28 protein-coding genes are annotated in these 21,896 nt (G+C 69.5%); 16 read left to right on the plus strand and 12 right to left on the minus strand.

Features of this window, described 5'->3' with window-relative positions; all coding sequences use genetic code 11:
* Nucleotides 1-45: 45 nt before the first annotated feature.
* Entirely contained in the window at nucleotides 46-393 is a 348-nt protein-coding gene (locus AB0K28_RS34425; RefSeq protein ID WP_364378133.1) for a hypothetical protein, read from the plus strand.
* Nucleotides 394-730: 337 nt separating this feature from the next.
* Here the strand turns inward: AB0K28_RS34425 and AB0K28_RS34430 are convergent, their stop codons facing one another.
* On the minus strand, nucleotides 731-1,159 hold the full coding sequence (locus AB0K28_RS34430; protein WP_364378135.1) for a DUF6463 family protein: 429 nt from the start codon (nucleotides 1,157-1,159) through the stop codon (nucleotides 731-733).
* A gap of 291 nt (nucleotides 1,160-1,450) precedes the next feature.
* Here AB0K28_RS34430 and AB0K28_RS34435 point away from each other — a divergent pair, with 291 nt between their 5' ends.
* Nucleotides 1,451-1,843, plus strand: coding sequence for a hypothetical protein (locus AB0K28_RS34435; protein ID WP_364378137.1), 393 nt, complete (start codon nucleotides 1,451-1,453; stop codon nucleotides 1,841-1,843).
* A gap of 305 nt (nucleotides 1,844-2,148) precedes the next feature.
* On the opposite strand, the gene AB0K28_RS34440 is transcribed toward AB0K28_RS34435, so the two are convergent.
* Complete coding sequence (locus tag AB0K28_RS34440; RefSeq protein ID WP_364378139.1) at nucleotides 2,149-2,691, minus strand: histidine phosphatase family protein; 543 nt, start codon at nucleotides 2,689-2,691, stop codon at nucleotides 2,149-2,151.
* A gap of 28 nt (nucleotides 2,692-2,719) precedes the next feature.
* Complete coding sequence (locus tag AB0K28_RS34445) at nucleotides 2,720-3,289, minus strand: hypothetical protein (RefSeq protein ID WP_364378141.1); 570 nt, start codon at nucleotides 3,287-3,289, stop codon at nucleotides 2,720-2,722.
* Between the two features lie 202 nt (nucleotides 3,290-3,491).
* Here AB0K28_RS34445 and AB0K28_RS34450 point away from each other — a divergent pair, with 202 nt between their 5' ends.
* Entirely contained in the window at nucleotides 3,492-3,710 is a 219-nt protein-coding gene (locus tag AB0K28_RS34450; RefSeq protein ID WP_364378143.1) for a hypothetical protein, read from the plus strand.
* Here the strand turns inward: AB0K28_RS34450 and AB0K28_RS34455 are convergent.
* Both AB0K28_RS34455 and AB0K28_RS34460 read right to left on the minus strand, forming a co-directional pair.
* Nucleotides 3,697-4,527 carry a phosphotransferase gene (locus AB0K28_RS34455; protein WP_364378145.1) on the minus strand — a complete coding sequence of 277 codons (831 nt, stop codon included), beginning with the start codon at nucleotides 4,525-4,527 and terminating at the stop codon, nucleotides 3,697-3,699. The genes AB0K28_RS34450 and AB0K28_RS34455 overlap by 14 nt on opposite strands.
* A 144-nt stretch (nucleotides 4,528-4,671) precedes the next feature.
* Complete coding sequence (locus AB0K28_RS34460; protein WP_364378147.1) at nucleotides 4,672-5,274, minus strand: hypothetical protein; 603 nt, start codon at nucleotides 5,272-5,274, stop codon at nucleotides 4,672-4,674.
* Nucleotides 5,275-5,413: 139 nt separating this feature from the next.
* On the opposite strand from AB0K28_RS34460, the gene AB0K28_RS34465 reads away from it, so the two are divergent.
* Entirely contained in the window at nucleotides 5,414-6,439 is a 1,026-nt protein-coding gene (locus AB0K28_RS34465; protein ID WP_364378149.1) for a class I SAM-dependent methyltransferase, read from the plus strand.
* A 101-nt stretch (nucleotides 6,440-6,540) separates the two neighbouring features.
* Here AB0K28_RS34465 and AB0K28_RS34470 read toward each other — a convergent pair whose 3' ends face one another.
* A complete protein-coding gene (locus AB0K28_RS34470) occupies nucleotides 6,541-7,296 on the minus strand; it encodes a class I SAM-dependent methyltransferase (protein WP_364378151.1) in 756 nt (251 codons plus the stop codon).
* Between the two features lie 73 nt (nucleotides 7,297-7,369).
* On the opposite strand from AB0K28_RS34470, the gene AB0K28_RS34475 reads away from it, so the two are divergent.
* The gene (locus AB0K28_RS34475; RefSeq protein ID WP_364378153.1) at nucleotides 7,370-7,936 is read left to right on the plus strand and encodes a CGNR zinc finger domain-containing protein; all 567 of its coding nucleotides are present in this window, start codon (nucleotides 7,370-7,372) and stop codon (nucleotides 7,934-7,936) included.
* 1 nt (nucleotide 7,937) lies between these two features.
* Nucleotides 7,938-8,456, plus strand: coding sequence for a GNAT family N-acetyltransferase (locus AB0K28_RS34480; RefSeq protein WP_364378155.1), 519 nt, complete (start codon nucleotides 7,938-7,940; stop codon nucleotides 8,454-8,456).
* Here AB0K28_RS34480 and AB0K28_RS34485 read toward each other — a convergent pair.
* Nucleotides 8,449-8,598, minus strand: coding sequence for a hypothetical protein (locus AB0K28_RS34485; protein ID WP_364378157.1), 150 nt, complete (start codon nucleotides 8,596-8,598; stop codon nucleotides 8,449-8,451). The two genes, AB0K28_RS34480 and AB0K28_RS34485, sit on opposite strands and share 8 nt — an antisense overlap.
* A 177-nt stretch (nucleotides 8,599-8,775) precedes the next feature.
* Here AB0K28_RS34485 and AB0K28_RS34490 point away from each other — a divergent pair, with 177 nt between their 5' ends.
* Complete coding sequence (locus AB0K28_RS34490) at nucleotides 8,776-8,949, plus strand: hypothetical protein (protein ID WP_364378159.1); 174 nt, start codon at nucleotides 8,776-8,778, stop codon at nucleotides 8,947-8,949.
* The gene (locus AB0K28_RS34495) at nucleotides 8,925-9,341 is read left to right on the plus strand and encodes a PIN domain-containing protein (RefSeq protein WP_364378161.1); all 417 of its coding nucleotides are present in this window, start codon (nucleotides 8,925-8,927) and stop codon (nucleotides 9,339-9,341) included. The genes AB0K28_RS34490 and AB0K28_RS34495 overlap by 25 nt, the downstream gene beginning before the upstream one ends.
* Nucleotides 9,342-9,460: 119 nt before the next feature.
* Here the strand turns inward: AB0K28_RS34495 and AB0K28_RS34500 are convergent, their stop codons facing one another.
* Nucleotides 9,461-10,405: a D-2-hydroxyacid dehydrogenase family protein gene (locus tag AB0K28_RS34500; RefSeq protein ID WP_364378163.1), complete on the minus strand. Its 945-nt coding sequence runs from the start codon at nucleotides 10,403-10,405 to the stop codon at nucleotides 9,461-9,463.
* Nucleotides 10,406-10,716: 311 nt separating this feature from the next.
* Complete coding sequence (locus tag AB0K28_RS34505) at nucleotides 10,717-11,076, minus strand: hypothetical protein (RefSeq protein ID WP_364378165.1); 360 nt, start codon at nucleotides 11,074-11,076, stop codon at nucleotides 10,717-10,719.
* 328 nt (nucleotides 11,077-11,404) lie between these two features.
* On the opposite strand from AB0K28_RS34505, the gene AB0K28_RS34510 reads away from it, so the two are divergent.
* The 8 genes from AB0K28_RS34510 to AB0K28_RS34545 all read left to right on the plus strand — a co-directional run bounded on the left by AB0K28_RS34510 (nucleotide 11,405) and on the right by AB0K28_RS34545 (nucleotide 18,699).
* On the plus strand, nucleotides 11,405-13,219 hold the full coding sequence (locus AB0K28_RS34510) for a glycosyltransferase family 2 protein (protein WP_364378167.1): 1,815 nt from the start codon (nucleotides 11,405-11,407) through the stop codon (nucleotides 13,217-13,219).
* Nucleotides 13,220-13,294: 75 nt separating this feature from the next.
* A complete protein-coding gene (locus AB0K28_RS34515; RefSeq protein ID WP_364378169.1) occupies nucleotides 13,295-14,338 on the plus strand; it encodes an energy-coupling factor ABC transporter permease in 1,044 nt (347 codons plus the stop codon).
* Between the two features lie 3 nt (nucleotides 14,339-14,341).
* Nucleotides 14,342-15,097 (plus strand): cobalt ECF transporter T component CbiQ, encoded by a 756-nt coding sequence (gene cbiQ, locus AB0K28_RS34520; protein ID WP_345395488.1) that lies wholly within the window; start codon nucleotides 14,342-14,344, stop codon nucleotides 15,095-15,097.
* Nucleotides 15,094-15,828 (plus strand): ABC transporter ATP-binding protein, encoded by a 735-nt coding sequence (locus tag AB0K28_RS34525; RefSeq protein WP_345395491.1) that lies wholly within the window; start codon nucleotides 15,094-15,096, stop codon nucleotides 15,826-15,828. Before cbiQ ends, AB0K28_RS34525 begins: the two co-directional genes overlap by 4 nt.
* Nucleotides 15,829-16,015: 187 nt before the next feature.
* Complete coding sequence (locus tag AB0K28_RS34530; RefSeq protein ID WP_043624827.1) at nucleotides 16,016-16,354, plus strand: STAS domain-containing protein; 339 nt, start codon at nucleotides 16,016-16,018, stop codon at nucleotides 16,352-16,354.
* A gap of 47 nt (nucleotides 16,355-16,401) precedes the next feature.
* Entirely contained in the window at nucleotides 16,402-17,175 is a 774-nt protein-coding gene (locus AB0K28_RS34535; protein WP_345395495.1) for an SDR family NAD(P)-dependent oxidoreductase, read from the plus strand.
* Between the two features lie 6 nt (nucleotides 17,176-17,181).
* A complete protein-coding gene (locus AB0K28_RS34540) occupies nucleotides 17,182-17,946 on the plus strand; it encodes a crotonase/enoyl-CoA hydratase family protein (protein WP_364378172.1) in 765 nt (254 codons plus the stop codon).
* A gap of 108 nt (nucleotides 17,947-18,054) precedes the next feature.
* A complete protein-coding gene (locus AB0K28_RS34545; protein WP_364378174.1) occupies nucleotides 18,055-18,699 on the plus strand; it encodes a rhomboid family intramembrane serine protease in 645 nt (214 codons plus the stop codon).
* On the opposite strand, the gene AB0K28_RS34550 is transcribed toward AB0K28_RS34545, so the two are convergent.
* The 3 genes from AB0K28_RS34550 to AB0K28_RS34560 all read right to left on the minus strand — a co-directional run bounded on the left by AB0K28_RS34550 (nucleotide 18,696) and on the right by AB0K28_RS34560 (nucleotide 21,722).
* Nucleotides 18,696-19,277: a TIGR00645 family protein gene (locus AB0K28_RS34550; RefSeq protein ID WP_364378176.1), complete on the minus strand. Its 582-nt coding sequence runs from the start codon at nucleotides 19,275-19,277 to the stop codon at nucleotides 18,696-18,698. The genes AB0K28_RS34545 and AB0K28_RS34550 overlap by 4 nt on opposite strands.
* A gap of 82 nt (nucleotides 19,278-19,359) precedes the next feature.
* On the minus strand, nucleotides 19,360-20,469 hold the full coding sequence (gene serC, locus AB0K28_RS34555) for a phosphoserine transaminase (RefSeq protein ID WP_364378178.1): 1,110 nt from the start codon (nucleotides 20,467-20,469) through the stop codon (nucleotides 19,360-19,362).
* A 146-nt stretch (nucleotides 20,470-20,615) separates the two neighbouring features.
* Nucleotides 20,616-21,722: a citrate synthase 2 gene (locus AB0K28_RS34560; RefSeq protein WP_364378180.1), complete on the minus strand. Its 1,107-nt coding sequence runs from the start codon at nucleotides 21,720-21,722 to the stop codon at nucleotides 20,616-20,618.
* Between the last annotated feature and the right edge of the window lie 174 nt (nucleotides 21,723-21,896).

Genomic DNA, 21,896 nt, shown 5'->3' on the forward strand with positions numbered 1-21,896 from the left:
AGACCGACAGTTCCGGGTTCATCGCGGCATGCTGAAGGCCGGGTCATGGGGCTGATCGTCGGACTGCGCTGTGAGACGATCCGGGTGGGCGCCGTACGGGCGGTGCTCATGAGAGCCGAGGAGTCCGGCGTGTTGCTCGCGATGATCCTCTGGTACTCGATACCAGTCGTTGTTGTTGGTGTGTCGCTCTTTGTGCGGTCCCGTAGCCTGCGGCGCAAGGTCGTCTACTTGTCGCTTGCTCTTGTCGCCTTGGTCCTTGCGCTCGTGGTCGCCTGGGTGATGGATCGAGAGGAGTGGGGAGTCTGGCTCTTCTTCCTCCTCCCCGCAGTGCTGGTTACGGGGGTTCGGTTGATCGTCTCAGGGGTGCTGGCGCGGGCTCCGGCGGGTCGGTAGGAAGCCCGGCAGCAGTGCAATGTGGGAGCCACCTTGGGAGCCACTCAGACGGACGATCTTGAACGTCGGTGAACGGAGACGGACGTACGACGTGGGTGCCGTCAGACGAGGTAGCGAACGCCCACGGACAATAGCGAAGATCGTTTGGGGACCTTGTGAACAGAAGGTCAGGGGTTTGATTCCCCTCGTCGGCTCTGCGTGATGAGGCCCCTGGACTGGTGTCCCGGTTCAGGGGCTTCGTGTTTGTCGTGGCAATATTTCGATCTTGCTAACAGGAGGCCACACCTGGGCGAAGGTGTCGGCGGCTGTGGCGGCCTGCTCGACCGGCGAGACCTGCTCAGGACGAAGTGCGGCGGTGTCGTCCGGCGGTGATGTTCGCCGCGATGAGGAGTCCGGCAGGGACGGCGGTGAGGAGGAAACCGCTCGGTCCGATCAGGCTGACGGCCAGCGCTCCCCAGGCGAGGATCACCCAGCCGACATAGCCGGGGACGTGTTGTCCCTGCCGTCCCGCCCGTGCCACCAGTAGCCCTAGCAGCACCAGCACTACGACGAATCCGCCGGGCAGCGCCCAGAACGTTGCCACCGAGTCGCTGTCCGCGGCACGGTTGCGGAGGTCCCCGGCGAGCCAGCTGGACAAGGGAACGAGAGGGGCGAACACGGCGGTGTGCGCCACAGCGATGAAGATCATCGTTCGGCCGGCCCAGATGGTGAGCCGACTCGGGGGCGCGGACACTGCAGGTGGGCGGACCGCGGGTGTATTGCTCATGGTTGCCAGCTTCTCTGGCCACGGTCCGGTGTGATTCCCCCTGCGGTGGGATGTCGCTCCCTCGCTCCGGGGAGCGGCACAGGACCGCCGAAGGCGGAGCGACCACAGCTCAGTGCCTGAACGCCATGGGATCAGGGTTCGCCGATTCGCGGTAAGCGCCGGACCGGATGACGACCGCCCACTGTGGCGGAGCGCATGCACCGGCTCTTGCCCTCGGGTACCTCATTGAGGCGCGCGTACTCTGGCGAAGATTCTTTTCAGGGCCGAGATTGCACCGAGGTGGCCTGTCTCATGGATCTTGCGATTCTGACGGACAAGCGTCTGTTCGGAGTGGTGGCTGCCCAGTTCGGGCATGGAGCTGGCGCCCCTGAGGTCATCGAGGTGTGGCTTCGCTTGGAGGCAGTGGTCATTGGCATCGGAGTCGCTTCCGATTGGTCGTTTCAGATCGAGCCAGGCGAGCCAGGGCAAAGCTACGTGATGGAGGAGTGGGGCAGTCGCGTCGATGTGGTCTCCGCCCCGGACAGTGTCCCCTTCGTACGGCACATCGGCGAACGGCTCGTCCGCGTGGTCGAGCGATTCGGTGGGGGTGTGGACGGCACCGAGTTGATGGGAGCGGAGTTCGTGTTCGAGTCGGGGAGTGTGGCCGCAGATAGTTGGGGCGGCGACCTGCGGCTGGCAGGGTGAGGGTGCCACTTGTGTTTATGCGGCTCGCCCGCCCTACGGTCGGCGCTAAAGACGTTTCTCTCCTGCTGTACAGCAATATGTATGGCAACGCCGTCTCACCCCACCGCATGCCGAACGGCGGCCCGGGCTCGGTCCGCGCCCCCAAGAGGCGCTGCGGATGATTCGGGCTGCGGTGACCGCGCCGTCCTGCAAGCCTCGGTCGGCGAGCGTGTCTGCGGCGTGCCTGGGAGTGCCGGAGTTTGATTCATTCAATCGGGCTCTAGGGTGGCTTATCAAACTTCGGCTGTGCTGCCTATGCAGGGGCTTCAGCGGCTGGGCAGTTCGTACGTCCAGCCGGGTTGCCATGCAAAGGGGCGGTCCACCAAATCGATGAGGGGTATGCCGGTCAAAAGGTGTTGGAGGGCCCAGCGGTTGGCTGAATGGGCGATCACCAGCGCCTTTTTGCCGTCCCAGTTCTCGGCCAGGTCGATGAGGAAGTCTTTCGTCAATTCGACCACGTCCTGATAGCTCTGGCCGCCGGGCCACGGGTGGTCGATGTGCCGGGCGCGGTTTCCCTCCAACCGGCTTACCGGCATGCCGTCGAGTTCGCCGTAATGGCATTCGCGGAGGCGGGGGTCCTGGAGGAGAGGGATGTCCGAGCCCTCGAAGGCGATCTGGGCGGTCTGTACGGCGCGGCGCAGGTTGGAGCTGAAGACCACGTCGAGGCCGTCGTGGCGGCGGCGTTCGCCCAGTTCGGCGGCCAGGGTCTTGCCGCGCTCCGATAGCTCGCCGGGCAGCCAGCCGCTCGCGATGCCCGCCTCGTTGTGGGTGCTGATCGAGTGCGTCTCATAGATGAGGGTGACCGCCATCGATGCTCCCTGGACGTAGGCGTGGTGTTCAGACGGGCGGGCGGGTCCAGCCGATGTACCAGTCGAGGAACGGGATCGGGGTGGTCCAGCCGCAGTGGACGTACCCCCAACGGTGGTCGTGGATCCACGGGGCGGACGGCCACCAGTACGTCTCTCCCCACCTCTGGTCCGTCATCCACACCGTGCCGGCGAGGTCGCCGTTCAGCGCCAGGATGCTGACCAGCGAGGAGCCGTGGTCGCGGAGGAGCATCGTCCCGGGCGTCGGCCTGGGGGAGGTGAGGATCGGGGGAGCGAGGCGGGGGAGGCGGGCGGCGTCGGCCTCAGTGATGGGGAAGGGGTCCGAGGCGGAGACGGCGAGCCACGGCGCGCCCTCGCAGGCTTGTCGCTCCCGTGACGTCCACTCGATGATCCACTCCAGGTCGATCACCAGGCCGGGGTGCGCGCCGAGGCCGAAGCGCAGCAGGAACGAGCGGAACTCGCCGGGCAGCGACGCCTGGACGAGGTCCTCGAGCCCCCGCACCTCCTCCTCCGACAAGGGGGCGGCGCTCGACGGGTGCAGGTCCTCGGACAGCTCGTCCAGACTGGTGGTCGATCGCATGCCGTCCATTCTGCGACGTTGTGAGATGGCTGGTCAGGCGATGTCTCTTACTTCACGGCTAAACGGATAAAACCGCCACCGGCGCCACGTTCGTCCCGGCCGAACCCGACGGGCCGCGGCGCATGGTCGAGCGGGTGCTCGACATGGATCCGCGTCTCGACGTCCTCGTGAACAACGCGGGCGGCGGCAGCGCGCCCCGGAGGTGCTCGAAGATCCCTCCGGCGCCGATCTGGCGGCGTACCTACGGCCCGGCCAGGACGCGTTCCTGGAGAGGCTGCCCCAGCAGGCCGGCATGATGACCGACGCGTTGATCGACCCCGCGGAGATCGCCCGCGCGGTGCTGCTCCTGGCGTCTCCCACGATGCCCGGTGCGGTCGGCGCCAACTGGCTGGTGGGCGGGGGCGCGCTCAAGACTCCGTGAGCAGGTCCGCCCTGAGCTGGTCGAACCACTCCGCGCCGAGCCGCCGCCCGTCCGGGAGCTGGTCGTCGCGGTCCCAGCGCCACGTGATGATCATCGCCAGGACCAGGAGGCGGCACTGGCGCAGCACCTCCCGATCGGCCCCCGGGTAATGCCCATGGACGTCCACGGGGGCGTGGGCGAGGTCGAACTCCACGGGACCCCGGCAGCACGTCTCGAAGTCGATGAAGACCAGGCCGTTCTTCGTGGTGAGCACGTTGCCGGGGTGCGGTTCGCCGTGCAGGAGCTGGTCGGGGCCGCCGCGTTCGAGGATCGTGCGGGTCGTGCTCGCCAGCGTGCGGATGAGGAGCTCGCGGTCGGCGTCGGGGAGCTCGGGGGTGAGGTCGCGGTCGGCGAGAAGCCGCCGGGCCTGCTCGGCCCGGTCGGTGAAGTGCTGGGCCGGTACGTCGAGCACGCGCAGGCCCGCGTGCAGCCGGTGAAGCGCCTCGGCGTAGGCGGCCGGTGAGGGCTCCTCGGCCACCGGCTCGTAGTAGGTCCACAACGTGACCACGTAGTCGTCGTGTTCATAGGCGCGCGGCTCCACCCTGGGGTCGAGCGCGGCCACGGGGGAGCCGGTCAGCCGCCGGGCGAGGTCGACTTCGAGGTCGGCCACCTGCTGGGTCACGGGGGCCACGCGGGCCAGCACGTCGCAGGGCAGCAGGCGCAGGATGAGCTTGTTCGAGTTCTGCAGGATGATCGCGTCGTCGCCGGCGGCCAGGCCGAGCGATGAGGCGATCGCTCTGGCCGCGGCGGTCGCCCGCCGTACCTCTGCTTCCTGCATCCGTGCCTTCTCTCTTCCGTACGGGCTGAGCACCGTACCAGCGGCGTGGATATCCGCTCGCGTGATTTTTCGCCCATGGAACAGTTGTTCGCATGATCAACCGGGGTCCCGCCTTGGCGGCTGCCCCCGCGCGGGACCCCGCAGCTAGCGGACGTAGGCGATGGGGCCGCCGGCGTTTGACGGGAGGCGGGTGCCGAGGAGGAGCTTGGCGAGGGTCTGGTCCTCCGGCGGGCCTGTCTCGATCATGTTCGTCGGTGCGTCCAGGTCGGTGAGGTAGCCGGCGAGTCTGGCGTCGAAGCGGTGACGGATGCGGGGGCCGAAGATGCGTCGGCTCTCCCAATCGTCCAGGCCCGTCAGTACGGCGACGACGAAGCCGCCGAGGGTGATCGGGAGGATGCCGGCTCGCGAGATGTTCTGCGGGTCGCCCGTCCACCAGCCGCGTAGGGCCTCTAACAGGTGCTCGGGTGCGAGGTCGGCGTGGAAGCCGATGTAGGGGCGGTCCTGGTCCTTGACCGGTTGTGCCACGCCGACGCGCAGGACGGGCATCGTGTCCTCGTCCTTCGGCAGGACCTCGTGGAGCGGGGCGGTGGGGCGGGTGCTCAGGCGCTCGGCCGCGTCCCGAGGGATGAGGCGGGTGCGGCCTTGCCGGCGGGATGTGGGGAGGAGGCCGGCGGCGGTGATCTTCTTCAGGGCGTCGTGGGAGAGGCCGTAGTGGGTGGCGGCTTCGGTCAGGGTGATGAGGGACATGTCGGGCCTTCGGGGTCGCTGCTTGAGGGACGTGCGCAGTTGATCAAAAGCCGGTGACGGTTGTCCAGGGTGGCGGCCTGGGAGGCAGACTGGGGCGCGTACGGAAAAGTCATGAAGAATCCGGTGAAGAGGAGTTGTCATGCCCCTGTCCACGGCTCGCATCACCACCTCCGACCCCGACCGTCACCTCGCCCGGATCGTCGAGCGGCTCAAGCCGGACGCTCAGATGACCGGTCCCGGGCGGGCGAAGGTGACGCTGGCCGGGGGCGGCTGTTCGGTGCTGGCGGCGGGGGATGAGGTGCTGGTGATCGCGGCCGCGGCGGACGCCGGTGGGTTGGCGAGCGTTCAGGAGGAGGTCGGGCGGCAGCTTCTCGCGGCGAGAGACGTACAGGCGGGTGACGTACAGGCGGGTGACGTGCGGGCGAGAGACGTGCAGGCGGGTGACGTACACGCGGGTGACGTGCGGGCGGGAGATGGTGAGCGGGTGGTGTGGGCGGAGGCCGTCTCCGGGGAGCAGGTCGAGCTGGTTTCGCCCGTCGTTGAGGATTATCTGCTTGCCCACTGCACCCCGGCCGACGAGGTGCTGCGTGAGCTGGCGGCCACCACGCGGGCGGTGACCGGGCGGTCGGCGGGGATGCAGGTGTCGGCCGATGAGGGCGCGCTGCTCGGCATGCTGGCCCGGATGGTGGGGGCGCGGCGGGCGATCGAGGTCGGCGTGTTCACGGGGTACTCGTCGCTGTGCATCGCCCGCGCGCTCCCGGCCGACGGAAAGCTGATCGCCTGTGACGTGAGCACCGAGTGGACGGACATCGCCAAGCCGTTCTGGGAGCGGGCGGGCGTGGCCGATCGCATCGAGCTCAGGATCGGGCCCGCCGTGGACACGTTGCGCGCGCTGCCCGACGAGCCCGCCTTCGACTTCGCCTTCGTGGACGCCGACAAACCCGGCTACCCGGCCTACTACGAGGAGATCGTCCCGAGGCTGCGGCCGGGCGGGCTGCTGGTGCTGGACAACGTGTTCCTCGGCGGCCGGGTGCTGGATCCGGCGTTCCAGGGGGCGGCGCAGGTGGCGATGCGCCAGGTCAACGATGCGATCGCCCGGGACGAGCGGCTCGACTCCGTGATGTTGCCGGTGCGGGACGGCGTCACCCTGGCCCGCAAACGCTGACCCGGCGGCGGGTGAGGGCGCGGGCCGCCTCTATCGTGAGCCGCTCGAAGCTCGGCATGAACTCGTTGTGACGTGAGCCGCCTGCGGCGTGAAGGGAACCGCTAGCCCCGTACGGCACACAGCAGCCGGTTGTTGCCCCGCTGCCACAACGTGCCGACCTCGGTGAACCCGGCTTCGCGCAGCGCTCCTACGTGCTGCGACAGCAGGCGGGACTCCGAGCCGTGGTGGTCGGCGCCGGCGGTGGTGCGCTCGCGGTTGAGCTCGGCGAGGTCGGGGTCGGCGGCGATGGCGTCCCACCAGCTACGCCAGTCCTCGGGGCGGTCGGCACCGAACGTGCGCTCGGTCTCGAGGTCGTGCACCGCGTGCTCAAGGCGGGAGAGCGCGGGCGTGGCGTCGTCGGTGTCGAGGTGGTCGCCGTTGAGCAGCAGCCCGCCGGGCCGCAGCACGGTCGCCAGCTCCGCGTAGACGCCCTTGAGGTCGGGCTCGGAGATCCAGTGCAGCGCGGTGGTGCTGACCGCCGCGTCGGCGGGGCCGTCGAGGCCGAGCAGGCCGGTCCACCCGCTCGTCCGCAGATCCGCGGAAACGAACGTGAGCTGCGGGTACGCGGCCCGCCCCAGCCCGATGAGCAGCGGGTCGGCGTCCACGGAGATCACCCTGGCCCGGGGCAGCCGTTCGAGCAGCCGGACGGACAGGGAGCCGGGGCCGCAGCCGAGGTCGATGACCACGGGGTCGGGCCGGCCGAGCGCCTGCACGGCGTCGATCAGCGCGGTGAAGCGCTCCTCGCGGTCGGGCAGGTAGCCCTCCTGCTGGCGATCCCAGCGCGCGAGCCAACGGAGTGCGGCATCGTGAGTCAGCACGAACGTTCTCCCTGTAACTGTCGTCTATGCTTTGGACAGTCACAACGTACGGCACGAAGGTGTAACCGGTCAATTGGATTACAACAGTCACACAGATGCGGTGGTCAGGGTGGCGGTGACCCTCGTCAACGCGCTGACCCCGGGCGAGCAGCGCGGCCGCCCCTTCCCGGTGCCGCGCGACCTGGGCGCCGCCGCCACCGGCGCCCTGCGTGCGTTGCGTCCCTCCTACCGCGAGGTCACCCAGGCGGAGGGCGCCCAACTGGCCGAGGTCGCGCGGCGCCTGCGTACCGTCTTCACCGCCGTCGCGGACGGCGACCTCGACCGCGCGGCCGAACAGGTGAACGTGCTGCTCGCCGAGACCGACGCGAGGCCCCGCCTCGAACGGCACGACGGCGAGCCCTGGCACCTCCACTTCCACGGCCTCGGCGGCACCATGGCCGGCGACTGGGCGGCCGGCTGCGCGACGGGCCTCGCGGTGGTGCTGGGCAGCGAGTTCAGCGACCGGCTCGGCGTCTGTACGGCCCCGCACTGCGACCGCGTCTACGTGGACGTCTCCCGCAACGGCACCCGCCGCTTCTGCTCGACCGCCTGCCAGAATCGGGTGAAGACGGCCGCCTTCCGAGCCCGTACGAGAGGCTGACATGCGAGTTCGCCAAGCCGTCACAGAAGACGCCGAGCGCGTCGCCGAGATCCACGTACGGTCCTGGCAGCGGGCCTACCACGGGCTGCTGCCACAGCCGCTGCTCGACGGGTTACGGCCGGCGCAACGCGTCCCGCAGTGGCAGCGGCTCATCCAGCAGGCCGACTGGCCGCGCCGGGCCACGCTGGTCGCGGAGGACGAAGGGGACGTGGTCGGCTTCACCGGTCTCTGCCCCACCCGGGACGACGACGATGACCCCGAGCAGGTGGGGGAGGTGGCCGCGATCTACGCCCTGCCGGCCGTCTGGGGGCGCGGGATAGGACGCGGGCTGATGGCGGAGTCGATGCGAACGCTCAGGGAGGCGGGCTTCTCGTCCGCCGGCCTGTGGGTGCTGGAGGGGAACGCCCGGGCGATCCGGTTCTACGAGCGGATGGGGTGGCAGCAGGACGGCGCCGTCAAGGACGCGGTCATCGGTGGGCTCGCGGTCCGTGAACTGCGGTATCGGTGCGCGTTCAGGTGAGGTGCCTGATGGGGGCGCCGTCCACGAAGGCGTGGATGTCCTCGACCGCCTCCCTGAAGTAGGTGCCGCAGTCGGGCTCGGTCACCTCGCTCGCTTGCTGACGTGCGACCTTGCGAGCAGTGGCGATCCGTTGGCGAGCCACCCCGGCCTGTTTTGCTACTTCGAGTAGTAAACTGAGCGCGTGAGCATGCCAGAGCGAGACTTCCCCCCGGGAGACGGCCCGGCCGCCAAGGTCAGTGTGTCCCTGAGGGCGGGCAACATCCGCGCTGTCCGAGAGCGAGTCGGCGCGCGCGGGTTCTCCGCCTACGTAGATGCCGCTGTGGAGCGTCAGATCGAGCGGGATCTTCTGGAGGAGGCCCTGCAGGCGAACGAGGCCGCTGCTGGGCCGATCCCGCAATCCTTGCGTGATGAGGCGGCGGAGTTGTTCCGGCGCGTGAAGTCGGCGCCCGAACTGCAGGAGGAGGACGGATGGCACGCGCACGAAGCCGGTTGAGCGCCGGCACCGTCGTTCTCGATTGCGAAGGGCTCGTGAAGTGGTGCGAGGCCGACCAGCGGGTGACGGCGTTCGTACGGGAGGCGCAGGACAACGATTTTCGGGTTGTGGTCAGCGCCATGACACCGATCGAGGCGCAAGATGTTCGGGTCAAAAGCGAGCGTCTCAGGTGGTATCTGTCCCGGTTGAAGATCGAGCCGGTGACCGAGGATATCTCCGGGCGAGCGATCGAGCTTCTCCGGGATGCCCGTTTGCACGGTCACAAGTACGCCATCGACGCTGTGGTAGCGGCCACCGCGATGCGCTCGCTGCGCCCTGCCGTCGTCCTGACCTCCGATGAGGACGACATGAACAAATTGTGCGGCAAAGCAGTGCAGGTGGTCGCTGTCTAGACTGCTCCAGGGCCGGGCGATCCGGTTCTACGAGCGGATGGGGTGGCAGCAGGACGGCGCCGTCAAGGACGCGGTCATCGGCGGCCTCGAGGTTCGTGAGCTGCGGTATCGGTGCGTGTTCAGGTGAGCTGCCTGATGGGGGTGCCGTCGAGGAAGGCGTCGATGTCCTCGACGGCCTCCCTGAAGTAGGTGCCGTAGTTGAGCTCGGTCACATAGCACAGGTGCGGGGTCGCCAGCACGTTCGGCAGCGTACGGAACTCGTGCCCCTCCGGCAGCGGCTCCACGTCGTACACGTCGAGCCCGGCCCCGGCGATGCGCCCTTCGCGCAGGGCGGCGGCCAGCGCGTCCTGGTCGACGATCGCCGCCCGCGAGGTGTTGATGAGGTGGGCGGTCGGCTTTATCAGGTCCAGCTCGCGCGCCCCGAGCAGCCCTCTGGTGCGGTCGGAGAGCACGAGGTGGAGGGAGACGACGTCGGAAGCGGCCAGCAGCGCGTCGAGGTCGGGCGCCAGGCGGGCGCCGCACTCGGCGGCGCGCTCCTTGGTGAGGTTGCGGCTCCAGGCCACGACGTCCATGCCGAACGCCCGCCCGACGGCGGCGACCCGCGACCCGATGCGGCCGAGCCCGAGCAGCCCGAGCGTGCGGCCGTGCAGGTCGGCGCCGACGGTCTGCTGCCAGGGGCCGCCGGTGCGCAGGGCGGTGGCCTCGGGCAGCAGGTGGCGGGCGAGGCCGAGGATCAGCGCCCAGGTCAGCTCGACAGTGGGGGTGGAGCCGGCGCCGGTGCCGCAGACGGTGACGCCGTTGTCGCGGGCGGCGGCGAGGTCGATGGAGGCGTTGCGCATGCCGGTGGTGACGAGCAGGCGCAGGTTGGGCAGCCGGGCGAACACGTCAGCGGGGAACGGCGTGCGCTCGCGCATCGCGACGATGATCTCGCAGTCGTGGACGGCGGTGACGAGGTCGTCGAGGCCGGTGAAGTGGTCGCGGTAGCTCCTGGCCGACACCCGTGACCAGTCGGCCAGCCCGAGTGCGACGTCCTGGTAGTCGTCGAGTACGGCACAGCGCAGCATGACCAGAAATGTTACGCCCCCTGCTCCAGCTCCCCGGGGGGCGGCCCCGGGGAGCTGGAGCCCGTTCTAGTCGGCGGCCAGCCGCTCCGCCTCTTCGTGCAGCGCCAGGATCAGGAGCAGCTCAAGCTGGAGCCGCTGCAAGTCGGGCGCCGCGAGACCGTCCAAGGCGTGCATTTCGGGCCTCCTTGACTATGAGACGCCCCAAACGCCACAACGGTTCACCCCGATTCATCGATTTCTCGCTGGTTTCTCCCGCCCGCTCCTGAAACATGAGTGGGTGGCGGTGGCGAGCGGGTGCCTGCGCGTAAATCTCAGGCCACGCCCGACAATCCAGACATGCGGTCGCGATCGACCTGAACGCGCAGGATGTCCTGGCGTTCCTCGTTGATTCTGCGGCAGAGCACCAGGTATGCCTTCAGCACCTGGCGGTATCGGGCGTGCGCCTGTTCGAGCTGGTCCTCCAGGAGGAGGGCGCGCTCGGTGTCGCCGTGCTGCCGCGCCTCGGCCACCAGGGCGCGTGCCTCGTCCACGATCTCCTCCGCGCGCACCCGCGTACGCCGCAGCAGGACGGCGCATTCGTACAGTTCCGTCAGCCGTGCCGAGGAAACGATGAACTCCGCCGTGTGGACGGCCGAGCCGTTCGCGGTGTCGCCGCGCAGATCCGATCCCATTACCCGCCACCTCCGAGTCAAGGTTGCCTAACTGTAGACGCGCGACGGCCGGTCGCGGATCACCCGCGGCCTGCGGTGGTGGCGGAATGCACCCGGCGGGGGAGGGATTCTTCTCCCGGGAGGGAAAACCACACCCCTGAAACTCATTCGGTGCTGCATGAATGAACTATTTGGCCAGTGTGCGCGGGCTTATTGGCCGAATGCCGTGATTCTCCGTTCTTAGCAAAAGCAGGGGATGGAGAACACGCGATCGGCCCGCGCGGACGCCCGCACTCGTCACATACTGAAGCGGGATGACGACGCGACGTGAACTCTTGGAGTGGTGGCGATGCCGGGGACAGGCAGCGATGACGACGCCCTCGACGTCAGCATCGTCATCCCCGTGCACAACTGCCGGCCCTACCTCGACCGCTGCCTGACCTCCGCGCTCGTCCAGCGGGTGAAGAAGGAGATCGTGGTGGTGGACGACGGCTCCACCGACGGCAGCGGCGAACTGCTCGACCTCTACGCCTCCTACCACCCCGGCGTCGTCAAGGTGATCCACATCGAGGGCAGCGGCGGCGCGGGCCGCCCGCGCAACGTCGGCATCGAGCACGCCGCGGGCCGCTACGTCTTCTTCTGCGACGCCGACGACTACCTCGGCCCCGAGGCGCTGGAACGCATGGTCTCGGTGGCCGACGCCAACGGCTCCGACATCGTGCTCGGCCGCATCGTCGGCCACGGCAGGCGGGCGCCGGTGTCGATGTTCCAGCAGAACGCCGACCGGGTGAGCCTCGGCGACAGCCCGGTCTACAACAGCCTGAGCTGCTTCAAGCTGTTCAGGAGAGAGCTGCTCGAACGCCACCGCATCAGGTTCGGCGAGGGCATGCTCGTGGGCGAGGACATCCTCTTCAGCGTGCACGCCTACTGCCACGCGGGGCCGATCTCCATCGTGGCCGACTACGACTGCTACCACCTGGTCTCGCGGCCCGACGGCAGCAGCATCATGCAGCAGTCGGGCAGCAGGGACCCGCTCGCCTGGCTGGCGATGATCAAAGAGCCGATCCGGCTCATGGCCAGGCACGTCGAGCCGGGCCCGCTGCGCGACCACCTGCTGCGCCGGCACTTCAGGCTCGACGTGTTCACCCAGCTCGGGACCGTGTTCCTGGAGAGCGACGACGTACGGCGCAAGGAGATCGCGCGCGAGGTCGCCGCGCTGTGCGACGAGTGGTACACCCCCGGCGTCCACGAGCGGCTCAACACCATCGATCGGCAGCGCGCCGACGCGCTCGGCGACATCGACCGCCTCGTACGCCTGGCCCGCATCGAGAGCGCCACCGTGCGCCGCAGGCTGACCGGGCTGCGCTGGGAGGGCGACCGCCTGGTGGTGACCGGCGCGGCCAGGCTGGACGGCATCACCAGGGACGACGGCCTGACCGTGGTGCTGCGCGCCCGCCACGACCCCGGCACCGAGCTGGTGCTGCCGGTCGAGCGCAAGGGCGGCGAGTTCACCGTACGGCTCGACGTGGGCGCGCTCGGCTCGGGCGTCTGGGACCTGCGGGTGGCGGTCGAGATCGAGGGCGTGATCCGGCTGGGGCGGCTCGGCGCCGACCGCGAGAGCGACCTCGCCAGGCCGCGGCCCCGGCTGGTCGGCGGCGTCGTGGTGCTGCCCTACTTCACCAGGGACAACGGCAACCTGAGCATCGACGTGGGCGGCCACGTGGTGGCGGTGCCCGGCGCGGCCACGCTCATCAGGACGCGCTGGGCGCTCGGCCACCGGCTGCTGATCGACGGCGAGGTCACGGTGGCGGGCACCGCGCCGCAGGCGGCGGCCATCAGGCGGATCGTGTGGCGGGAGCGGCGCAGCGGGTGCGAGCGGGCCGAGCGGGTGGTGCCGCTGCCCGGTGGCGGGTTCGCGGCCCGTCCTGCGGTGGGGCGGCTGGCGCCGGGGACCTGGGACGCGTACCTGGAGCTCGATCTGGGCGGGCCGCCCGCGCGGTTCAGGATCGAGACGGGCGCCACCGCCGTGGCGGCTCCGCGCCGGTGGTGGGGCGCGGCGCTGATGCGGAGCGTGCGGCCGTACGCGACGTCGGGGAAGGGGCGGCTGAGCGCGGTCGTCAAGCGTCTGACTGCGGAAACTCTCGTGAAGAGACTCCTGCGCTAATTGCCATCTATGTGCAGGTGCAAGACGATGTCCTAAAGTAGGAACGTTTGTCCGACCTGCTCAGTGGAGGCAGCCGTGCACGTACCCGATGGCTTCTTCAACGCGGTGACGTCCGTGTCCGCCGGCGCCGTGGCCGCCGCCGGGGTCGCGGTGTGCCTGCGTGGCGCGCGGCGCGAGCTCGACGACCGGACCGCGCCCATGGCCGGGCTGGTCGCGGCGTTCATCTTCGCCGTGCAGATGCTCAACTTCCCGGTCGCCGCGGGCACCAGTGGTCACCTGATGGGCGGCGCGCTGGCGGCGATACTCGTGGGGCCGTACACAGGGGTGTTGTGCATGGCCGTGGTGCTGCTGGTGCAGGGGGTGTTCTTCGCCGACGGCGGGCTGACGGCGCTCGGCGTCAACGTCACCATCATGGGCCTGGTCACCGTGCTCGTCGGCTGGGGCGTCTTCCGGCTGGTCGCGGGGCTGACCAGGGGCAAGGTGGTGGTGGCGGCGTTCCTGGGCGCGCTGATCTCGGTGCCGGCCGCGGCGCTCGTCTTCACGCTGCTGTTCGCGATCGGCGGGACCGCGCCGATCGAGGTCGGCGCGGTCGCCGCCGCGATGGGCGGCGTGCACGTGCTGATCGGCGTCGGCGAGGCGGTGATCACGGCCCTGACCGTCGGCGCCGTGCTGGCCGTCCGGCCCGACCTCGTGTACGGCGCCCGCGGCCTGTCCAAGCCGCTGGTCCTGCGCGGCGCGGAGGGCGAGACCACGGCGGGCGAGACCCCGGCGGGTGAGACCACGGCGGGCGAGCCGCAGCCGGTGGCCGCAGGGCGCGGCGCGTTCAAGCCGTTCCTGCTCGGCGGCGTCGGCGTGACGCTGGTGCTGGCCGGGGTGGTCTCGTTCTTCGCCTCGGGTGACCCGGACGGGCTTGAGGCGGTGGCCGAGAACAAGGGCTTCGGCGACCAGGCCGCCGACCACCTGTTCGGGACGTGGGCGCTGGCCGACTACGGTGACGTCGGCGGGATTCCCGTCGGCGTGGCCGGGATCATCGGCGTGGGCCTGGTGCTGCTGATCGCCGGCGCCGTCGGCTACGCGGCGCGCGGCCGCGGCAAGTCCTCCGACCAGATCAAGGTGTGAGACGTGAGCGCGGGGCACCACCACCAGCTCTACCTGCCGGGCGGCTCGGTCGTGCACCGGCTGCCGCCGCAGTGCAAGCTGCTGGCGGTCTTCGCCTTCGCCCTCGTGGTGGTGGCCACCCCGCGTGAGCATTTCTGGGCCTTCGCCGCGTACGCCGTGCTGCTCGCCGGTGTGGCGGCGGTGGCCGGGGTGCCGGCGCCGTACGTGTTGCGGCGGATGGCGATCGAGGTGCCTTTCGTGCTGTTCGCCTTCCTCATCCCGGTGATCGGGCTGGGGGAGCGCACCACGGTGGTGGGGCTCTCGCTGAGCGTGCCCGGCCTGTGGGCGGCCTGGAACATCCTGGCCAAGGCCACGCTCGGAGTGGTCGCGTCGATCCTGCTGGCGGCCACGACGGAGCCGCGGACGATCCTCCTGGGGGCGCAGCGGCTGCGGCTGCCCGGCCTGCTGGTGCAGATCGCCATGTTCATGCTCAGATACCTCGACGTGATCATGGACGAGATGCGGCGGATGCGGGTGGCCAGGGAGTCGCGGGGGTTCGAGGCGCGGAACTTCCGGCAGATCCCGGTGCTCGCGCGGACGGCCGGCGCGCTGTTCATCCGCTCGTACGAGCGGGGCGAGCGGGTGCATCTGGCCATGCTGAGCAGGGGCTATGCGGGCAGTATGCCGATAATTCAAGACATGACGGCATCCGTACGCCAATGGGGCATCGCGCTGGCCCTGCCCGCCACCGCCCTCGCAGTGTTGGGACTCACCTGGTGAACTCTCTCGAAGTCCGGCAGCTCGCCTACGCCTACCCCGACGGCACGCAGGCGCTGTTCGGCGTGGACCTGACGATCGCCCGCGGCGAGCGGGTGGCCCTGCTCGGCCCCAACGGCGCCGGCAAGACCACGCTCGTCATGCACCTCAACGGCATACTCACCGCCGGGCACGGCACGGTCACCGTGGCGGGCACCCCGGTGCGCAAGGACACGCTCAAGGAGGTCAGGCAGCGCGTCGGCCTGGTCTTCCAGGACCCCGACGACCAGCTCTTCATGCCGACCGTACGCGACGACGTGGCCTTCGGCCCGGCCAACGCGGGCCTGCGCGGCGAGGAGCTGGACCGGGTGGTCAAGGACGCGCTGGAGCGGGTCGGCATGCTGGAGTTCGCCGACCGGCCGCCGCACCACCTGTCGTTCGGCCAGCGCCGCAGGGTGGCGGTGGCCACGGTGCTGGCGATGGCGCCGGAGATCCTGGTGCTCGACGAGCCCTCCTCCAACCTCGACCCGGCCGCGCGCAGGGAGCTGGCGGAGATCCTGCGCTCCCTCGACGTGACGGTGCTCATGGTCACCCACGACCTGCCGTACGCGCTGGAGCTGTGCGAGCGCTCGCTCATCCTCTCGGGCGGCGTGATCGCCGCCGACGGGCCCACGCGCAAGCTGCTGGCCGACACGGACCTGCTGGCCGGGCACCGTCTGGAGCTTCCGTACGGGTTCGCGATCCCCGCCTTCTGAGCTTCAGGTTGGAGCACCGGTTGGAGCAACCGTCCCTAGATGGGTAAAAACCCTGGGCATGGTTCTTGACGGGGCGTTTGGTACGCGTTTCTGCCCGCCTTGTCCCCCCGTACCCGACTTTTCGTGGTTTGTGCATGCCCGCTATCCGGGGATGTCGAAGTACAGTGGCTCATCGAGGAGGGGCCCAATGAAGCTGCGGCTTGCGCGACACGCCCTGGGTGACGCCGTGGTGGTGGCCGTCGAGGGAGAGCTTGACCTGTTCACCGCACCGTTCCTGCGTGACGAGGTGCGCGACGCCATCAAACAGGACGGCGCGCGGCTCGTGCTCGATCTGCAGCAGCTGTCGTTCATGGACTCCAGCGGCCTGTCCGTGCTCATCGAGGCCTGGCGGCTGGCCACGGGCGAGGGCGGCGGAGTGTCCCTGGCCGCGCCCCAGGCGCCGGTGGCCCGCATCCTGCGCACCACCGGCCTCGACCGCCGCATCAAGGTCTATTCCGACGTCGACACGGCCGTGGGCGAGATTTAGCCGCCCCCGAGTAGAACTTCATTCGGTCTGCGGTTAAGGTCCACGTTATGGACGTGAACGGATCTGCAGCAATCATTTCCGGCGGCGCCAGCGGCCTCGGTGAGGCCACCGCCCGCGAGCTGGCCCGCGCCGGCGCCACCGTGGTCGTCGCCGACCTCAACGAGGAGCGCGGCAAGGCCGTCGCCGACGAGATCGGCGGGGTCTTCGCCAGAACGGACGTCTCCGACGACGAGCAGGTGCAGGCGGCCGTCGACGCCGCCGTGGCCACCGGCAAGCCGCTGCGCGTGGTCGTCAACAGCGCCGGCATCGGCTGGGCCGAGCGCACGGTCAACCGCGACGGCAACCCGCACAACCCGGCCTCCTACCGCAAGGTCATCGAGGTCAACCTGATCGGCACGTTCAACCTCATGCGCATCGGCGCCGCGGCGATCGCCAAGACCGAGCCGGCCGACGCCGACGGGCAGCGCGGCGTGGTGATCAACACCGCGTCCGTGGCGGCGCTCGAAGGCCAGACCGGGCAGCTCGCGTACTCGGCCTCCAAGGGCGGCATCGTGGGCATGACCGTGCCGGCCGCACGCGACCTCGCCGCCATCGGCGTACGGGTGAACACGATCTGCCCCGGCATCATCGACACCCCGATCTACGGCTTCTCGCCCAACGCCGACGAGTTCAAGGCCAAGCTGGTCGCGCCGGTCGTCTTCCCCAAGCGCATGGGCCGCGCCGACGAGTTCGCGCACCTGGTCAGGTCGCTCATCGAGAACGACTACATGAACGCCGAGGTCGTCCGCTTCGACGGCGGCATCCGCTTCCAGCCCAAGTGAGGTCTCGTGTCTGACGAAGTGCTCGTCGAAGAGTCCGGCAATGTTGCCATTCTCACCATCAACCGCCCCAAGTCGCGGAACGCGATCAACGGGGCGGTCGCGCGAGGCATGGCCGAGGCGCTGGACGCGCTGGACGCACGTCCCGACATCTCCGCGTACGTCCTGACAGGGGCCAGCGGCACGTTCTCCGCCGGCATGGACCTCAAGGGCTTCCTGACCGGCGACATGCCCGTCGTCGAGGGCCGCGGGTTCGGCGGCATCACGGAGGCACCGCCGAAGAAGCCGCTGGTGGCCGCCGTCGAGGGCTACGCGCTGGCGGGCGGGTTCGAGCTGGCGCTGTCCTGTGACGTCATCGTGGCCTCGTCGGAGGCCAAGTTCGGGCTGCCCGAGCCCAAGCGGGGGCTCGTGGCGGGCGCGGGCGGCATCATGCGGCTGCCGCGGCGCATCCCGTACCACGTGGCCATGGAGATCGCGCTGACCGGTGACCACTACCCGGCGGCCCGCCTGTACGAGCTGGGCCTGGTCAACCGCATCACCGAGCCGGGCGCCGCGCTCGAAGGCGCGCTTGAGCTGGCCAGGAAGATCGCCGCGAACGCCCCGCTCGCGCTCATGGCGACCAAGAAGGTCGTCATCGAGTCGCAGGACTGGTCGCTGGACGAGATGTTCAAGAAGCAAGCCGCGATCGTCAACCCGGTCTTCGGGTCGAAGGACGCGATGGAGGGCGCGGCGGCCTTCGCCGAGAAGCGCGCGCCCCAGTGGAAGGGCGAATGACCACAGCCCCTCTCGCTTCCCCATGAAACGGGAGGGGCTCGCCTTAGCGCAGACATAGCTCGGCCTGGTTACGGTAAAGAGAGAGGAGACGACTCACCGGGAGAGCGCATGAGCGACTATTCGGGTTCCGCTTTCGAGTCCGCCAAGCGCGGCGCCGGGGCCCTGCTGTCCGGTGCCCTGAGCGCGCTCATCGTCATGGTGGCCATGCTGGCGGTCATGTGGTTCGTCGAGGGCGTCGACTTCTTCCTTCTGGACGGCAGCCTCGACTACGAGTACGGCATCATCGGCTGGGAGCCGGAAGGGCTGACCGGCATCATCTTCGCGCCGTTCCTGCACGTCGGGTTCGGCCACCTGATCGCCAACTCGCTGCCGCTGCTCGTGCTGGGCTTCTTCGCGGGTCTGCGCGACATCCGCAAGTTCCTCTGGGCCACCGTGCTGATCATCTTCATCGGCGGCATCGGCACGTGGCTCACCAGTCCCGACGTCTACACCGTCGGGGCCAGCGGCCTGGTGTTCGGCTACTTCGGCTTCATCCTGGCCCGCGGCCTGTTCGACCGCAGGCTGCTCGACATCGTGATCGCCATCGGCGTCGGTGTGGCCTACTGGGGGATCCTCGCGGGCGTGCTGCCCAACCAGCCGGGCATCTCCTGGCAGGGGCACCTGTTCGGGCTCATCGGCGGCGTGGTGGCCGGCTGGGTGCTGCGGCGAAAGCGCGAGCTGCCGCCCGCCACGACGTACCCGTACCTGAGCTAGAGGTGCGAGGCCGTGTGCTCGGCGGGTGAGGACGACAGCAGACGGTCGATGTAGGCGAGGCCGACGGCCGAGACCACGAACGCCAGGTGGATGATCGTCTGCCACATGATCTTGTCGTTGGGGATCTCGCCGGCCCTGATGAACGTCTGCAGCAGGTGCACCGACGAGATGCCGATGATGGCGGTGGCCAGCTTGACCTTCAGCACGTTCGCGTTGACGTGGGAGAGCCACTCCGGCTCGTCGGGGTGGCCGTTGAGGTTGATGCGCGAGACGAACGTCTCGTAGCCGCCGATGATCACCATGATGAGCAGGTTCGAGATCATCACCACGTCGATCAGCGCCAGCACGGTGAGCATGACGACGGCCTCAGGGGAGGTGCCGTCGGCGGGCGGTGCGCCGTGCAGGAAGACGCCGTCGATGAGGTGCCACAGCTCCAGCGCGAACTGCCAGACGTAGACGGCCTGGGCCACGATGAGGCCGACATAGAGCGGGACCTGAAGCCAGCGGCTGGCGAACATGATGTAGCCGAGGCTCTTCGGCCGTGCGGGTCCCGGGCCGAAGGTGGGGGTGGCGGTCAAGAACGTTCCTCGTCGTGAGTCGGGCATGAGAAGGCCAGCACCGGATCGCCGGTGCTGGCCGATGGGTCGGTGCGGAGCGCCGCTAGAGGCGCTCGACCACGTAGTCGACGCATGTCGTGAGCGCCTCGATGTCGGCCGGGTCGATGGCCGGGAACATCGCGATGCGCAGCTGGTTGCGGCCCAGCTTGCGGTAGGGCTCGGTGTCGACGATGCCGTTGGCGCGCAGCACCTTGGCCACCGCCGCGGCGTCGACGTCGTTGCTGAAGTCGATGGTGCCGACCACCTGCGAGCGGAACTCCGGCGCGGCGAACGGCGTGGCGAAGGACGCCTTCTCGGCCCAGGTGTAGAGGCGCGAGGCGGAGTCGGCGGTGCGGGCGGTGGTCCAGGCAAGGCCGCCGTTGGCGTTCATCCAGTCGAGCTGGTCGGCCAGCAGGAACAGCGTGGCGACCGCCGGGGTGTTGTAGGTCTGGTCCTTCGCGGAGTTGTCGATCGCGACCGGCAGGCTGAAGAACTCGGGCACGTAGCGGCCGCTCGCGGCGATCTCCTCGACCCTGGCCAGGGCGCGCGGCGACATGATCGCGATCCACAGGCCGCCGTCGGAGGCGAAGCTCTTCTGGGGCGCGAAGTAGTAGACGTCGGTCTCGTTGAGGTCGACGGGCAGCCCGCCGGCGCCGGAGGTGGCGTCGACCAGCACCAGCGCGTCGTCGCCGCCGACCCGCTTGATCGGCATGGCGACGCCGGTCGATGTCTCGTTGTGGGTGAGCGCGTAGGCGTCGACGCCGTCCTCGGCGACCGCCTCGGGGTGGGTGCCGACCTCCGCCTTGATCACGCTCGGCTCGCCCAGCCAGGGCGCCTTCTTGGTGACCGCGGCGAACTTCGAGGAGAACTCGCCGAACGACAGGTGCTGGGACCTGTCGCGGACGAGCCCGAAGGCCGCGATGTCCCAGAACGCGGTGGTGCCGCCGTTGCCCAGCACGACCTGGTAGCCCTCCGGCAGGGAGAACAGGTCGGCGAGGCCCGAGCGCACGCGGCCGACCAGGTTCTTGACCGGCTTCTGGCGGTGGGAGGTGCCCATGAGGCTCGCGCCGGAGGCGGCGAGCGCGGCCAGTTGCTCCGTGCGAACCTTCGAGGGCCCGCAGCCGAAGCGGCCGTCGGCGGGCTTGATGTCAGCGGGAATCACGATGTCAGCCACGTAACGGAGCCTACCGACCTGCGTGGACTGGCTCGTACCGGGTCCGGATTCTGAGACCACCGGCGCGTCGCGCGTCCCGGAGAACCAGAACGGCTACCGCAGGGCCGTGAGGGCCGCGCGGTAGCCGTGGCGGGGGTTCGTACGTGTCAGTACTTGCCGGCGATCTCGTCGGCGCCCGGGACCTCGTTCAGGGGGCGAGAGGCCGGGCCGGTGTAGTTGGCGCTGGGGCGGACCAGCCTGCCCGTGCGCTTCTGCTCCAGGATGTGCGCGGCCCAGCCGGCCGTGCGGGCGCAGGTGAACATCGAGGTGAACATGTGGGACGGCACCTCGGCGAAGTCGAGGACCACGGCGGCCCAGTACTCCACGTTGGTGGCCAGCACCCGGTCGGGCTTGCGGGCGTGCAGCTCCTCCAGCGCGGCCTGCTCAAGGGCGGCGGCGACCTCGTAGCGAGGCGCGTCGAGCTCCTTGGCGGTGCGCCGCAGGACGCGGGCACGCGGGTCCTCCGCGCGGTAGACGCGGTGGCCGAAGCCCATGAGACGGTTGCCCTTGTCGAGCTCGCTCTGGACGTACTTCTTGGCGTCGCCGAGCTGCTCGACGCCCTCGATCATGTGCAGGACGCGAGCCGGTGCGCCGCCGTGCAGCGGGCCCGACATGGCGCCCACCGCGCCGGACAGCGCGGCCGCCACGTCGGCCCCGGTGGAGGCGATGACGCGGGCGGTGAACGTCGAGGCGTTCATGCCGTGCTCGGCGGCGGAGGTCCAGTAGGCGTCGATGGCCTTGACGTGCTTGGGGTCGGGCTCACCGCGCCAGCGGATCATGAAGCGTTCGACGATGGTCTTGGCCTCGTCGACCCGGCTCTGCGGCACCATCGGCAGGCCGAGTCCGCGCGCGGACTGCGCGACGAAGGACAGGGCCATCACCGAGGCGCGCGCGAGCTGGTCGCGGGCCTCCTCGTCGCTGATGTCGAGCAGCGGCTTGAAGCCGTAGGCCGGAGCCAGCATGGCCAGCGCGCTCTGCACGTCGACGCGGATGTCTCCGGAGTGGACAGGGATGGGGTAGGGCTCCGCCGGGGGCAGGCCCGGCTGGAACGCGTTGTCGACCAGCAGGCCCCAAACGTGCCCGAACGGGACACGGCCGACCAGCTCTTCGATGTCGACGCCCCGGTATCGAAGGGCGCCCCCTTCTTTGTCCGGTTCCGCGATCTCGGTCTCGAAAGCTACGACGCCTTCGAGCCCGGGTTTGAAGTCGGACATTCTCGGCCGCCTCCCTTTCTTGCCATGTTTCGGCAACGCGATGCTGTGCCTTGTCGCGGCCGCCACAGGGGTCTCACAGTCGTTCTCCCCTCGTGCGGGTCCGCTATGTTGATGTCGAGATACCGGCGGGTCAATTTAACCCCCTCCCAGGTCATGGTCGGTCTCGGGACCCGC

It is taken from the genome of Nonomuraea sp. NPDC049504 (assembly GCF_040676845.1).
GTDB classification, from domain to species: domain Bacteria; phylum Actinomycetota; class Actinomycetes; order Streptosporangiales; family Streptosporangiaceae; genus Nonomuraea; species Nonomuraea salmonea.

What these genes read in the sequence shown, in the direction of transcription:
- AB0K28_RS34425 (WP_364378133.1), top strand. Translation starts at nt 46, where the DNA reads ATGGGGCTGATCGTCGGACTGCGCTGTGAGACGATCCGGGTGGGCGCC.
- AB0K28_RS34430 (WP_364378135.1), bottom strand. Translation starts at nt 1,159, where the DNA reads ATGAGCAATACACCCGCGGTCCGCCCACCTGCAGTGTCCGCGCCCCCG.
- AB0K28_RS34435 (WP_364378137.1), top strand. Translation starts at nt 1,451, where the DNA reads ATGGATCTTGCGATTCTGACGGACAAGCGTCTGTTCGGAGTGGTGGCT.
- AB0K28_RS34440 (WP_364378139.1), bottom strand. Translation starts at nt 2,691, where the DNA reads ATGGCGGTCACCCTCATCTATGAGACGCACTCGATCAGCACCCACAAC.
- AB0K28_RS34445 (WP_364378141.1), bottom strand. Translation starts at nt 3,289, where the DNA reads ATGCGATCGACCACCAGTCTGGACGAGCTGTCCGAGGACCTGCACCCG.
- AB0K28_RS34455 (WP_364378145.1), bottom strand. Translation starts at nt 4,527, where the DNA reads ATGCAGGAAGCAGAGGTACGGCGGGCGACCGCCGCGGCCAGAGCGATC.
- AB0K28_RS34460 (WP_364378147.1), bottom strand. Translation starts at nt 5,274, where the DNA reads ATGTCCCTCATCACCCTGACCGAAGCCGCCACCCACTACGGCCTCTCC.
- AB0K28_RS34465 (WP_364378149.1), top strand. Translation starts at nt 5,414, where the DNA reads ATGCCCCTGTCCACGGCTCGCATCACCACCTCCGACCCCGACCGTCAC.
- AB0K28_RS34480 (WP_364378155.1), top strand. Translation starts at nt 7,938, where the DNA reads ATGCGAGTTCGCCAAGCCGTCACAGAAGACGCCGAGCGCGTCGCCGAG.
- AB0K28_RS34495 (WP_364378161.1), top strand. Translation starts at nt 8,925, where the DNA reads ATGGCACGCGCACGAAGCCGGTTGAGCGCCGGCACCGTCGTTCTCGAT.
- AB0K28_RS34500 (WP_364378163.1), bottom strand. Translation starts at nt 10,405, where the DNA reads ATGCTGCGCTGTGCCGTACTCGACGACTACCAGGACGTCGCACTCGGG.
- AB0K28_RS34505 (WP_364378165.1), bottom strand. Translation starts at nt 11,076, where the DNA reads ATGGGATCGGATCTGCGCGGCGACACCGCGAACGGCTCGGCCGTCCAC.
- AB0K28_RS34510 (WP_364378167.1), top strand. Translation starts at nt 11,405, where the DNA reads ATGCCGGGGACAGGCAGCGATGACGACGCCCTCGACGTCAGCATCGTC.
- AB0K28_RS34530 (WP_043624827.1), top strand. Translation starts at nt 16,016, where the DNA reads ATGAAGCTGCGGCTTGCGCGACACGCCCTGGGTGACGCCGTGGTGGTG.
- AB0K28_RS34535 (WP_345395495.1), top strand. Translation starts at nt 16,402, where the DNA reads ATGGACGTGAACGGATCTGCAGCAATCATTTCCGGCGGCGCCAGCGGC.
- AB0K28_RS34545 (WP_364378174.1), top strand. Translation starts at nt 18,055, where the DNA reads ATGAGCGACTATTCGGGTTCCGCTTTCGAGTCCGCCAAGCGCGGCGCC.
- AB0K28_RS34560 (WP_364378180.1), bottom strand. Translation starts at nt 21,722, where the DNA reads ATGTCCGACTTCAAACCCGGGCTCGAAGGCGTCGTAGCTTTCGAGACC.